This window comes from Streptomyces sp. NPDC093109, assembly GCF_040701725.1.
In the GTDB taxonomy this organism is placed as follows: Bacteria; Actinomycetota; Actinomycetes; order Streptomycetales; family Streptomycetaceae; genus Streptomyces.
The window spans coordinates 24,217-36,422 of record NZ_JBFBEZ010000032.1 but is presented as its reverse complement, the minus strand read 5'-3'; the positions used below and the strand labels follow the sequence as shown (position 1 = coordinate 36,422).

Below are 12,206 nucleotides of genomic sequence, written 5' to 3'. Positions count from 1 at the left end.
CGTGTACACCCAGAAAGGGCTTTCACCGCCGGAGCGGGCGCCACGCACGCCCGAACGGGCAGCCGCCGGCGCACGGGACGCGGACAGGAAACGGGCCCCGGCCCTGAGCGGCAAAGCTCAGGGGACCGGGGCCCGCAAGGTCACAACAGCCGGCGACTACCCGCCCGTCAGACCTCTTCGGCGGACTTCCGCGTGTGCAACTGCCGTGCCACCTCGGCGATCGAACCCGAAAGCGACGGGTACACCGTGAAGGCGTTCGCGATCTGCTCGACCGTCAGATTGTTGTCGACGGCGAGCGAGATCGGGTGGATCAGTTCACTCGCGCGGGGGGCGACGACAACGCCGCCGACCACGATGCCCGTACCCGGACGAGCGAAGATCTTGACAAAGCCGTCGCGGATGCCCTGCATCTTGGCGCGCGGGTTGCGCAGCAGCGGCAGCTTCACGACGCGGGCGTCGATCCTGCCGTCGTCGACGTCGGACTGGCTGTAACCGACGGTGGCGATCTCGGGGTCGGTGAAGACGTTCGACGAGACGGTCTTGAGGTTGAGCGGCGCGACCGCGTCGCCCAGGAAGTGGTACATCGCGATCCGGCCCTGCATCGCCGCGACCGACGCGAGCGCGAAGATCCCGGTGACGTCGCCCGCCGCGTACACGCCGGGCGCGGAGGTACGGGAGACCCGGTCGGTCTTGATGTGGCCCGAGTCCTTGACGAGGACGCCGGCCTCCTCCAGGCCCATGCCCGCCGTGTTCGGGATCGCGCCCACGGCCATCAGGCAGTGCGTACCGGAGATGGTGCGGCCGTCGGCGAGGGTGACCTCGACCCGGTCGCCCACACGCTTCACGGCCTCGGCGCGCGAGCGGGACATGACGTTCATGCCGCGGCGCCGGAAGACGTCCTCCAGGACGGCGGCGGCGTCGGGGTCCTCGCCGGGCAGCACGCGGTCGCGGGACGAGACGAGTGTGACGCGGGAGCCCAGCGCCTGGTAGGCGCCGGCGAACTCGGCGCCGGTGACGCCGGAGCCGACCACGATCAGCTCTTCGGGCAGCTCGTCGAGGTCGTACACCTGCGTCCAGTTCAGGATGCGCTCGCCGTCCGGCAGCGCGTCCGCGATCTCGCGCGGGTGGGCGCCGGTGGCGATCAGCACGGCGTCGGCGGTGAGCGACTCCTCGGTGCCGTCGGCGGCGGTCACGATCACCTGGCGCGAGCCGTCCACGGCCTGCCGCCCGTCGAGCCGCCCCCGGCCGCGCACGACGCGGGCGCCCGCGCGGGTGACGGAGGCGGTGATGTCGTGGGACTGGGCGAGCGCGAGGCGCTTGACCCGGCGGTTGACCTTGCCGAGGTCGACGCCGACCACGCGGGCCGCCTTCTCCGAAGGAGTGTCGTCGGCGACGATGATCCCCAGCTCCTCGTAGGAGGAGTCGAAGGTGGTCATCACCTCGGCCGTCGCGATGAGCGTCTTCGACGGTACGCAGTCGGTGAGCACCGAGGCGCCACCGAGCCCGTCGCAGTCGACGACGGTCACCTCCGCACCGAGCTGGGCGCCCACCAGGGCCGCCTCGTAGCCGCCGGGTCCACCGCCGATGATCACGATCCGGGTCACGAAAAAAATCCGCCTCGCATGTCAACCCGGCCCGTCTGCCACCCCGGCCGGGGTTCCGGGGGAAGCCCCGGGGGATGCAGTACGTACTCCATTGTCCCGCACGCGCCAAGCTGCTTCTCCCCGGGGCCCGCCATCCGGGCCCCACCCCCCTGACCTGCCCGCCCCCGGTGTACGGGTGGAGCGCGGGGGCACCGGCGGGGCAGGTGACCCTCCGGACACATCGGCGGCCACGCCCGTACCTCCCGTACCCTCGACCCCATGTCGCTCTACGCCGCGTACGCCGGCAACCTCGACGCGCGGCTGATGTCCCGCCGCGCCCCGCACTCACCGTTGCGCGGCACCGGCTGGCTCAACGGCTGGCGGCTCACCTTCGGTGGCGAGCAGATGGGCTGGGAGGGAGCGCTGGTCACGATCGTGGAGGCGCCGCGGTCCCAGGTGTTCGTCGCGCTGTACGACATCGCCCCCATGGACGAGGACTCCATGGACCGCTGGGAGGGTGTCGGGCTCGACATCTACCGCCGGATGCGCGTACGGGTGCACACGCTGGACGGCGAGGAGCCGACCTGGCTGTACGTCCTGAACGGGTACGAGGGCGGGCTGCCCTCCGCGCGCTATCTGGGCGAGCTGGCGGACGCGGCGGAGTCGGCGGGCGCACCGCACGACTACGTGATGGAGCTGCGCAAACGCCCCTGCTGAGGCGGGTGGGAACGGCCCGGTACGGAGTGGGGGAAGCGCCCGCGCCGGACACCGTCGGCGGCCCTTCTTCGGAAACGACAACACAACGATGTCCAGACCAATCCCACTATCATCTACGCGCGTAGGGCATGACCGGCTACCCTCATCGGCGTGAACGCATCAGTTATCCAGGCCAACGCCGACGGACCCGCCGACCCCCTCGCCGCCGCCGAGGCCGCCGCCGCGCGGCTGCGCGAGCTGACCGGCGCCGAGACCCATGACGTCGCTCTTGTGATGGGCTCGGGCTGGGGACCGGCCGGGGACGCGCTCGGCGAGCCCGAGGCCGACTTCCCCGTGACCGACCTGCCGGGCTTCCCGCCCCCGGCCGTGGCCGGCCACGGCGGCAGAATCCGCTCGTACAAGATCGCCGAGAAGCGCGTCCTGGTCTTCCTCGGCCGCACGCACTACTACGAGGGCCGGGGCGTGGCGGCCGTCGCGCACGGTGTCCGTACCGCCGTCGCGGCCGGCTGCAAGACCATCGTCCTGACCAACGGCTGCGGCGGTCTGCGCGAGGGCATGCGCCCCGGCCAGCCCGTACTGATCAGCGACCACATCAACCTGACGGCGGCCTCACCGATCGTCGGCGCGAACTTCGTGGACCTCACCGACCTCTACTCGCCCCGCCTCCGCGCGCTGTGCAAGGAGATCGACCCGGACCTCGAAGAGGGCGTGTACGTCCAGTTCACCGGCCCGCACTACGAGACCCCCGCCGAGATCAACATGGTCCGCGCGATGGGCGGCGACCTGGTCGGCATGTCCACGGTCCTGGAGGCCATCGCGGCCCGCGAGGCGGGCGCCGAGGTGCTCGGCATCTCGCTGGTGACGAACCTGGCGGCGGGCATCTCGGGCGAGCCCCTCAACCACGAGGAGGTCCTCCAGGCGGGCCGCGACTCGGCGACCCAGATGGGCTCGCTGCTGGCAAGGGTGCTGGAACGTATCTGAATGCGAGCATGACACCGGCGATCCCGACAGCCGTCCCCGATGACATGAGCAGCCCAGACGGAGGCACCTCCACCATGCGGCAGAACGAGCAGCAGGAGCAGGACGTGACGACGACGGAGACCGCGGAGACCGCGCGACGGGACCTCCTCGCCCGGGCCGGCGCCTGGCAGGCCGAGGACCCGGACGACGAGACCCGCGCCGAACTCGGCACGCTCATCGAGGCGGCGGAGGCCGGCGACCCCGACGCCCTGGCCGGCCTCGGTGACCGGTTCGCCGGCACGCTCCAGTTCGGTACGGCGGGCCTGCGCGGCGAGCTGGGCGCCGGGCCCATGCGGATGAACCGCGCCGTCGTCATCCGCGCCGCCGCCGGTCTGGCCGCGTACCTGAAGGCGACGGGCGCGGGCGCCGGGCTGGTCGTCGTCGGCTACGACGCCCGCTACAAGTCGGCGGACTTCGCGCGCGACACCGCCGCCGTCATGACCGGCGCCGGGCTGCGCGCCGCCGTACTCCCGCGCCCGCTGCCGACGCCGGTGCTGGCCTTCGCCATACGCCACCTGGGCGCGGTGGCCGGCGTGGAGGTCACCGCGAGCCACAACCCGCCCCGGGACAACGGCTACAAGGTCTATCTCGGCGACGGCTCCCAGATCGTGCCGCCGGCGGACGCGGAGATCGCGGCGGAGATCTCGGCGGTAGGACCACTGTCCACGGTGCCGCGCCCGGAGTCGGGCTGGGAGACCCTCACCGATGACGTCCTGACGGCCTACCTGGCCCGTACGGACGCGGTACTGGCCCCCGGCTCGGCGCGTACGGCCAGGATCGTGCACACCGCGCTGCACGGCGTCGGCACGGAGACGCTCCTCGCGGCGTTCGCCCGCGCCGGCTTCCCCGCGCCCGTACCCGTACCGGAACAGTCCGAACCCGACCCCGCCTTCCCGACCGTAGCCTTCCCCAACCCCGAGGAACCGGGCGCGATGGACCTGGCCTTCGCGACCGCGCGGCGCGTGGGCCCCGACCTGATCATCGCCAACGACCCGGACGCGGACCGCTGCGCGGTAGCCGTACCCGCCCCCGGCACGGACACCGGCTGGCGCATGCTGACGGGCGACGAGGTCGGCGCACTCCTGGCCGCACACCTGGTCGCGCGCGGCGCGACGGGCGTCCTGGCCGAGTCGATCGTCTCGTCCTCCCTCCTGAGCCGCATCGCGGCGGCGGCGAACCTCCCGTACGAGGAGACCCTCACCGGCTTCAAGTGGATCGCCAGGGTCGAGGGCCTGCGCTACGGCTACGAGGAGGCCCTGGGCTACTGCGTCGACCCCGAAGGCGTCCGCGACAAGGACGGCATCACGGCGGCGCTCCTGGTCGCCGAACTGGCCTCCGAACTGAAGGAGTCGGGCCGCACCCTGACCGACCTCCTCGACGACCTCGCCGTAACCCACGGCCTCCACGCCACCGCCCAACTCTCGGTCCGCGTCCAGGACCTGTCCCTGATCACAGCGGCAATGCACCGCCTACGCGAACACCCACCGCAGGAACTGGCCGGCCTCCAGGTAACCTCCGCCGAGGACCTGACCCAGGGCACAGCCACCCTCCCCCCGACGGACGGCCTCCGCTACCACCTGAAGGGCGCCTACGAGGCCCGCGTCATCGTCCGCCCGAGCGGCACGGAGCCGAAGCTCAAGTGCTACTTGGAGGCCGTGGTCCCGGTGGCCGACGCGACGGCGCTTGCGACGGCGCGCGAACGCGGGGAGGCGCTCCTGACGGCGCTGAAGAGGGACGTGGCGGGGGCGGCGGGCATCTGACGGGCCCACCCGGGCGACGCCCGCCCCAGCCCAACAGGAACGCCCGTTATGACCCATCCGCCGGATTCAACGAAACTGCTCCAAAACCCCACCCCCCTGCCATAAACTCCCAGCTCACGAAGTCTGCTCCCCGCGCGTGCGGGGGTGTTCCCCATCTTGCACGCAAAAACCACCGATGCGACAGCTGCTCCCCGCGCGTGCGGGGGTGTTCCCGGTCGGCACGCTCCTGCGGGCCCGACCCCGACCTGCTCCCCGCGCGTGCGGGGGTGTTCCCACGAACTGGGAAGCGAACCTGAAGAAGATCGCCTGCTCCCCGCGCGTGCGGGGGTGTTCCCCCTACAGGTAATTCAGTGGGGGAAAACCATAACTGCTCCCCGCGCGTGCGGGGGTGTTCCCTTGGCCTCTTCGTTCACGTCCCCTTCGGCGTCCTGCTCCCCGCGCGTGCGGGGGTGTTCCCACGGTGACCACCTCCTGTTCCCTGAGCGTGGCCTGCTCCCCGCGCGTGCGGGGGTGTTCCCCCGCGAGGACCTGGACGCGCACCCGGACATTCCTGCTCCCCGCGCGTGCGGGGGTGTTCCCGCCTTGAGGTTCTCCGGCGTACGGAGCTTCTGCTGCTCCCCGCGCGTGCGGGGGTGTTCCCACTCAGACCACGTTCGGCATGCCCGGACACCACTGCTCCCCGCGCGTGCGGGGTGTTCCCCCGAGCGGGGTGGGTCAGGGCTCGCCGGTCGACCGCTCCCCGCGCGTGCGGGGGTGTTCCCCGCGGACAGCGGGGCCGAGTGACGGGGGCGGATCTGCTCCCCGCGCGTGCGGGGGTGTTCCCGGTCGGGCGATCATGACCATAAGTCAGTGCCTCTGCTCCCCGCGCGTGCGGGGGTGATCCCGTTCTGTTCGCCGCATCGTTCGGGAAGTCGGGCTGCTCCCCGCGCGTGCGGGGGTGTTCCCTACGACGTCACCACCGGTGTCCTGACCGAGCACTGCTCCCCGCGCGTGCGGGGGTGTTCCCCCCCTACCGGCGGCTGCTATTCATCGGTCTCGACATGATCCACAAGGGCCGCGCTCGCCCCATGTCCGAGCATCAGTGATCAACCACTCAAACCGTGAGCAACGGGATTCCCCCAGGACCCTGCGGCGCACCCGAGGCGGGAAAGCTGCCGCCCTTCCCGGGAAAAGATCGAACTGGCCTGTCCGTTCGGTACGGTCCAGCGATAGTGGTCCCCGAATATCGTTGTCCAGGTAGATGGAGTGGGCTGGCCGTGACGCGAATAATCGGTGGGATCGCACGCATTCTGACAGTCGGTGTGGTGGCTGTGGCATCGGCGTTGTCCATGAGCTCCCCGGCCCAGGCGGCAGCGAACAGGGTCTGCGCCAAGGTGTATGTGACGGGCTCCGGCTGGACGGCCGAACAGTGCGCCAACGCCGGACAGTCCGCGACGGTCGGCGCGGCCGGACAGGGGCGCGCGATCGAGGCCGTTGAGATGGCAGTCGCCGGAAGCAGTCTCTGCGTCAGGGGCTATCGGCAGACCAGCGGGTGGGGGGCCGAGAAGTGCGCCGCGTCCGGCACCCGCATCACGCTCGGCTCCGCAGGTACGGGGCTGCGCCTGGAAGCGGTGCTTTTCAGTGTGCAGACGGGGACAATGTGCGGCAACTCCTACGTGCAGGGCCTGGGCTGGAACCCGATCTGGTACTGCGGGGTCAACGGCGAGACCAACTCGATCGGCACCACCGGGCAGAACAAGCGTATGGAGGCCCTGTCCTTCATGATCTGTCGGTCGATCGAGAACTGCTGACCGACTTTCCGCCGCGACTCGATTAAGAAAGCCAGCCGGAAGGCGTCCGGTCTGAATGAACGGCCGTAGCAGCTCCACCCCGATCAGGGGCGGAGCTGCTACGCATTGGGAAGGGAATCCGCCGCAGGAGAGTTCGACTTCCTGCTCCGAACTACCGCGATCGTCCCCAGAATGCTCAGTTCGGTCCCCGTGAGGGCTGGTTGAAAACGCAATCCGTCGGGCCTGGGGGCACCGTTCCCCCGTGCACGCGGGCCCCTCAGAGTTCGGTCCCGTCCGGGATCAGGTGGTCGTACTGGCCCGCCTTGACTGCAAGGATGTGCGCCAGCATCTCCCTGTCCGTGAAGCGCAACGCGCCATCCAAGTCACGGCACTTCGCGTCGCCGAAGGCGACACCGCCGGCTATCGGCATGATCTGGACGCAGGCATCCCCAGAGCCGTTACTGAACGAGGAATTCTCCCACTCACCGTCGAGCGGCGCGGAGTAGAGAGCATCCTTCGAGTCACTCATGACAGCTCCTTCTCAATCTCTTCGACGCATCGGATACCTTCTTCCCCGCCCAGCGCATAATCCGCAAGGTCAGCCCTTCTGACCGAACGCGGGGCGGCCGTAACGTACTCGGGCGTCTGCAAGAGCCCCGGCGCATAACCGCGGGCCGCCTCCAACGGGGCCGCGGCGGGACCTCTGGCGACACATGCCCGTACTGCACGATGTACGCCGCGTGCGGGCAGGAGCGTACGCGCGGGTTTCACTCAGCGGCACAAATCACGCTCCACCTCCGAACACGCACCTCCTACACCCCCACACCCCTCCCGCCTCATCCGGCGCTGGCCGAGGCCGTGTTCGCGTAACTGGCATCGGCAGACCGCGTGCAGATCGCGCTCAGCTGGCCGGGCGCTCACCGCGGGCCTTCTTGACCCAATGGGTCTATTCGGTGATCTTCACCTTGGTGAGGAAGTTGTCCCAGGCGTCGCCGGAAAACTCCAGCATGGCGCCGCCGGGGTCCTTGGCATCACGGACTCCGATCACTCGGTGGGGGAGCAGGGCGGTCTCCACGCAATAAGAGTCGCTCGGGTGGCAGAAGGAGCTGGTACGCCAGGTGACGCTGCTCGGCGCTTTGTGGATCACGGCAGGGCCTTTCACTCGGTCGGGCTGGAAACCCATGGTGGCCCGCTGGGCACTCCGAAAGAATGGTGTTGTCCGGGAGAGCAGTTGCAGAGGGGGAGAGATGTGAACGTGTCGAAGCGCGGGCTCGGCAAGTCCGGCCCTGGGCCACGTCCGCCCCAACGCCAGCCCCAGCCCGACAGGAACGCCCGTTATGACCCATCCGTCGGATTCAACGAAACTGCTCCAAAACCCCGCCCCCCTGCCATAAACTCCCAGCTCACGAAGTCTGCTCCCCGCGCGTGCGGGGGTGTTCCCCACCTGGTGAAGCTGCGCCTGACCTTCTGGCGCTGCTCCCCGCGCGTGCGGGGGTGTTCCCGGTCGGACAAGGATGGGGACATCACCTCCGACCTGCTCCCCGCGCGTGCGGGGGTGTTCCCCAGCCCGGCGCGATCATCCGCCTCTACACCCTCTGCTCCCCGCGCGTGCGGGGGTGTTCCCGAGCCCAGCGAGCCGAAGGCCAAGGCGCCGACCTGCTCCCCGCGCGTGCGGGGGTGTTCCCACGGTGCCGCCCGCCGAGGAGCACTGGGGCCACTGCTCCCCGCGCGTGCGGGGGTGTTCCCGTCGGAGGGGACGCCGGCGGCTACTCCAGCACCTGCTCCCCGCGCGTGCGGGGGTGTTCCCACGACGCGGGACTCCCCGGACGTGCTCAGCGCCTGCTCCCCGCGCGTGCGGGGGTGTTCCCGACCCTGAGTCGGTCCTGCGGCGCTGCACCGCCTGCTCCCCGCGCGTGCGGGGGTGTTCCCAGCTCGGGCAGCCGATCCGGCCGGCCAACGTGCTGCTCCCCGCGCGTGCGGGGGTGTTCCCTACACCGTCCAGGTCACGCCCTTCTGACCTGCCTGCTCCCCGCGCGTGCGGGGGTGTTCCCGCTACCCCACTGGTCAACGTGTCGTTAGACGGCTGCTCCCCGCGCGTGCGGGGGTGTTCCCACTTGCGCATCGCACTGCACGGGAACGAGTTGCTGCTCCCCGCGCGTGCGGGGGTGTTCCCTCGCCCTGCACGCACGAGCCGGGGCAGGGTCACTGCTCCCCGCGCGTGCGGGGGTGTTCCCGGCAAGGGGCGCGCCCACCCGAGCACCGTGGTCTGTCCCCGCGCGTGCGGGGGGGTGTTCCCGAGCCGTGGCTCGGCCTGGCCGACGGCGAGGACTGCTCCCCACGCGCGGCGGGGATGTTCCCGCTCTGACCTGGCTCCAGCAGGAGAGCTACGTCTGTCCCCGCACCTGCGGGGCCCCTCAAAGTTCGGTCCCGTCCGGGATCAGGTGGTCGTACTGGCCCGCCTTGACCGCCAGGATGTGCGCCAGCATCTCCCTGTCCGTGAAGCGCAACGCGCCATCCAGGTCACGGCGCTTCGTGTCACCGAAGGCGACACCGCCGGCTATTGGCATGATCTGAACGCAGTTGCCGCCGTTGGTCGCGCTGAATGAGGACTTCTCCCACTCCCCGTTGAGCGGCGCCGCGTAGAGGTCGTCTTTCCGGTCATTCACAGGAGTTCCTTCTCGATCTCTTCGATGCGTCGCATGGTCGCTTCCTCGTCCAAGGCGTACGACACCGAGTCGGTGAACATCCGGCGAGCACGCCTCACTTCCGCAGGTTCATCCTGGAGCGTCTCGCCGGTTACTCGCTCCTGCGATACGACGCTGCGGTTGTCGGCACCCGGAAAGTCGATGACGGTGAACAACGTGGCAGCGATGCTTGGCGCACCCGCCGCGAATGGGATCACGCGCAGAGTGACGTTCTGTCGCCCGGCACAGGCAACCAGGTGCCGTAGTTGTGCACGCATCACCTCGGCTCCACCCACAACCGCCCTGAGCGCAGACTCCAGGAAGACGGCATCCACCGCAAGAGGGTTTCTGCGGGTGAGCACCTCCTGCCGCCTCAGTCGTGCCTCGACGAAGTTCTCACGGTGTTCCGTGCTCTCATGCTTCTGCGCGAACGCCACGATCGCTTCGATGTACTCACGGGTCTGAAACAGCCCCGGCACATACGTTCCCGAGTGCATCGAGACGCGCTCCGCCGCATCCTCCAGCGACAGGTAACGGTACGAGTCGCCGCTGAACAGGGCCTGCACCTCGGGCTGTTCGTACCACGTACGCCCGTACGACCGGCCCTGCTCGATCGTCGCGACGATCCCCGCGCGCTCCTCGGGCGTGACCTTCAAGAGCTTGAGCAGCTTCGGGAGCTGCTCATCCGTCGGGAACGCCCTGCCCCGCTCGATCTTGCCCACCGTGTAGCGCGAGACGCCCAACACCTGGCCGACCGCCTCCTGCTGGAGGCCGGCTTGGCTGCGCAGGCGCTGGAGTTCCTCTCCGACCCTGCGCATGGCGAAGATCGCGTTCGCGTTGACACTGACAGCCACGGCTCCCCTTTCGGTGGCGTCGTCTCCTGACGCGCCCAGGGTATCGGCCATCCGACCACACCATGACTCTCCGGAATGAACTCCGCACACTGAGTTGCGCAGGGCGAGTCACGTGACACACACTGGGGCGCGCCCTGCGAACGCACATAACGGCACGGCGTATTGGTTCCCTGCGCACCGAAAGGCAGAGGCACGGACATGGAACAGCCCGCAGACGAATACGTCCTGGCCGTAGAGCGCTACCCCTGCACCGCCGTCGCCGTTCCCCAGGCCAGAGCCATAGCGGCCCGCGCCTACGCGCCCTACCCGTGGGTCGACCACGACATCGTGAAGCTGCTGGTCAGCGAGACCGTCACCAACGCCGTGCTGCACGCCGGCGGTGGCGCGTTCGATCTGATCTGTCACGCCCCGCGGCACCGCACCGTACGGATCGAGGTTCACGACCGCGGCGAGACGACGCTGCCCACCCGCCGCCGACCGCACGGCGCATGGGACCAGCACGGGCGCGGCCTGGAGCTGCTCGACGCGCTCGCGCCCGGCTGGTCGGTCGTCAGAACGCTGACCGGCAAGGGCCTGGTGTTCCAGTGGCAGGCCACACCCACGCAACCGGCCCCCGGCCAGAAGGAATGGTGAGCATGTACGACGAAATCGACCGCCCCGGGCCCCCGCCCCGCCGCACCGGCGTCGCCGGGTTCTTCACGCGGAGCGTCAGTGGCGAGTTGAACGTGCTGCTCAGCAGCCAGTCCGGCCGACACATGTGGCAACTGCCGGGCGGCAACGCCCAGGACGACGAATTCCTGCACGAGGCGTACGTACGGGAGATCACCGCGAAGGCCGGCTTACCCGCCGCGTCGCCGGAGGAGATCCTCGTCGTGGACCACGTTCCCAGAGGGGTCACAGAGGCCGAAGGACTCGACATCGTCTTCAAGGGCGGTGAGATCCCGCCGAACAGCGCGCTGAACGCACCCCACGACACAGAAGACGGCCCGGTCACCTACAAATGGGCGACTCTCCACGAGACGAACGCCCTGTGCCCGGCCGACGAGCGCGACCGAATCCGCTCGGCCCACGAAGCGTGGACCACCGGCCGTACCGCCTATCTCGTCTGCGGCGAACGCTACAGCGCCCGGCCCGTCGTTCTCCCTCCATGGGACGAGTGACCGACCATGCCCAAGACCGGCCCGGCCCTTACTCCCCGCGCGCGAGCTTGACGCTGACCGCGTGCTGAGGATCGAACCAGGTGTTCAGCAGCGTATGCACCGGGTGTGTGCTCTCGGCGCAGTCGCCACGGCCCCAGCCCCACCCCGCGCCCTGGGCCGGCGGAGTCCCGCCGGTCATCGCCGCCAGCCGTATGAGCGCGGTCTCCGTCGCACCGGCGTCCGCCTTCTCCATCGGCCACGTCCGCACCTGCGGGTCGCGCGCGGCGGCGAGGACCGGGGCCAGCCCGCAACCAGCCGAATACCAGAGCGTGTTGTCGCGCCTGCGGGCATCCCGGAACTGCTCGGTCCAGAGACGCTCGTTGCTCGTTCGCAGGCTGACGTTCCTCGACCTGCCGATGTAGAGCACCGGCTGCTCGTCGACGCCCGCGTCGATCCAGACGTACACACCCGGGCCGTTGACGACCACATCGCTCTCGGGCCCGACCGCCGCCCGCACCATCCCGATATCCACCGTGCCCCCTGCTCTCCGGATGACCGCGTCCATCATGACCAACACCTGCCGGTACGTGTCCTCGGCGGGCGCCGCCGAGGGTTTCCCGCCCCACCGGCGGGAGGGGGCCGGGGTCGCAGGAGGTGACGTCCCCGGATGTAGAGCGTGA

The 12,206-nt window shown here is 69.9% G+C and carries 12 protein-coding genes and 2 CRISPR repeat arrays; of the genes, 6 read left to right on the top strand and 6 right to left on the bottom strand.

Features of this window, described 5'->3' with window-relative positions; translation table 11 throughout:
- Positions 1-167 precede the first annotated feature (167 nt).
- On the bottom strand, positions 168-1,604 hold the full coding sequence (locus AB0389_RS27015; protein ID WP_366398086.1) for an NAD(P)H-quinone dehydrogenase: 1,437 nt from the start codon (positions 1,602-1,604) through the stop codon (positions 168-170).
- Between the two features lie 258 nt (positions 1,605-1,862).
- Between AB0389_RS27015 and AB0389_RS27010 the strand changes: the two genes are divergently transcribed.
- From AB0389_RS27010 to AB0389_RS26995, 4 genes are all read left to right on the top strand, one after another.
- Positions 1,863-2,300 (top strand): gamma-glutamylcyclotransferase, encoded by a 438-nt coding sequence (locus AB0389_RS27010; RefSeq protein WP_114621718.1) that lies wholly within the window; start codon positions 1,863-1,865, stop codon positions 2,298-2,300.
- A gap of 150 nt (positions 2,301-2,450) precedes the next feature.
- The gene (locus tag AB0389_RS27005; protein ID WP_366398085.1) at positions 2,451-3,281 is read left to right on the top strand and encodes a purine-nucleoside phosphorylase; all 831 of its coding nucleotides are present in this window, start codon (positions 2,451-2,453) and stop codon (positions 3,279-3,281) included.
- A gap of 74 nt (positions 3,282-3,355) precedes the next feature.
- Positions 3,356-5,080: a phospho-sugar mutase gene (locus AB0389_RS27000; protein ID WP_366398084.1), complete on the top strand. Its 1,725-nt coding sequence runs from the start codon at positions 3,356-3,358 to the stop codon at positions 5,078-5,080.
- A gap of 123 nt (positions 5,081-5,203) precedes the next feature.
- A CRISPR array of direct repeats spans positions 5,204-6,086; the repeat unit is 29 nt; unit sequence CTGCTCCCCGCGCGTGCGGGGGTGTTCCC.
- A 250-nt stretch (positions 6,087-6,336) separates the two neighbouring features.
- Positions 6,337-6,870 (top strand): hypothetical protein, encoded by a 534-nt coding sequence (locus tag AB0389_RS26995; protein ID WP_366398083.1) that lies wholly within the window; start codon positions 6,337-6,339, stop codon positions 6,868-6,870.
- A gap of 256 nt (positions 6,871-7,126) precedes the next feature.
- Here AB0389_RS26995 and AB0389_RS26990 read toward each other — a convergent pair whose 3' ends face one another.
- The 4 genes from AB0389_RS26990 to AB0389_RS26975 form a co-directional block, all read right to left on the bottom strand.
- On the bottom strand, positions 7,127-7,378 hold the full coding sequence (locus tag AB0389_RS26990; RefSeq protein ID WP_366398082.1) for a DUF397 domain-containing protein: 252 nt from the start codon (positions 7,376-7,378) through the stop codon (positions 7,127-7,129).
- A gap of 417 nt (positions 7,379-7,795) precedes the next feature.
- Positions 7,796-7,996: a DUF397 domain-containing protein gene (locus AB0389_RS26985; RefSeq protein ID WP_366398081.1), complete on the bottom strand. Its 201-nt coding sequence runs from the start codon at positions 7,994-7,996 to the stop codon at positions 7,796-7,798.
- A gap of 265 nt (positions 7,997-8,261) precedes the next feature.
- A CRISPR array of direct repeats spans positions 8,262-9,208; the repeat unit is 29 nt; unit sequence CTGCTCCCCGCGCGTGCGGGGGTGTTCCC.
- A gap of 55 nt (positions 9,209-9,263) precedes the next feature.
- Positions 9,264-9,515 (bottom strand): DUF397 domain-containing protein, encoded by a 252-nt coding sequence (locus tag AB0389_RS26980; protein ID WP_366398080.1) that lies wholly within the window; start codon positions 9,513-9,515, stop codon positions 9,264-9,266.
- A complete protein-coding gene (locus AB0389_RS26975) occupies positions 9,512-10,438 on the bottom strand; it encodes a helix-turn-helix transcriptional regulator (RefSeq protein WP_366398079.1) in 927 nt (308 codons plus the stop codon). The genes AB0389_RS26980 and AB0389_RS26975 overlap by 4 nt, the downstream gene beginning before the upstream one ends.
- Positions 10,439-10,585: 147 nt before the next feature.
- On the opposite strand from AB0389_RS26975, the gene AB0389_RS26970 reads away from it, so the two are divergent.
- Together AB0389_RS26970 and AB0389_RS26965 are read left to right on the top strand one after the other, a co-directional pair.
- Positions 10,586-11,020, top strand: a complete 435-nt coding sequence (locus tag AB0389_RS26970) for an ATP-binding protein (protein WP_366398078.1) — start codon at positions 10,586-10,588, stop codon at positions 11,018-11,020.
- A 2-nt stretch (positions 11,021-11,022) separates the two neighbouring features.
- Positions 11,023-11,547, top strand: a complete 525-nt coding sequence (locus tag AB0389_RS26965; RefSeq protein ID WP_366398077.1) for an NUDIX domain-containing protein — start codon at positions 11,023-11,025, stop codon at positions 11,545-11,547.
- Positions 11,548-11,575: 28 nt separating this feature from the next.
- Here the strand turns inward: AB0389_RS26965 and AB0389_RS26960 are convergent, their stop codons facing one another.
- Positions 11,576-12,094, bottom strand: coding sequence for a hypothetical protein (locus tag AB0389_RS26960; RefSeq protein ID WP_366398076.1), 519 nt, complete (start codon positions 12,092-12,094; stop codon positions 11,576-11,578).
- Positions 12,095-12,206: the final 112 nt, after the last annotated feature.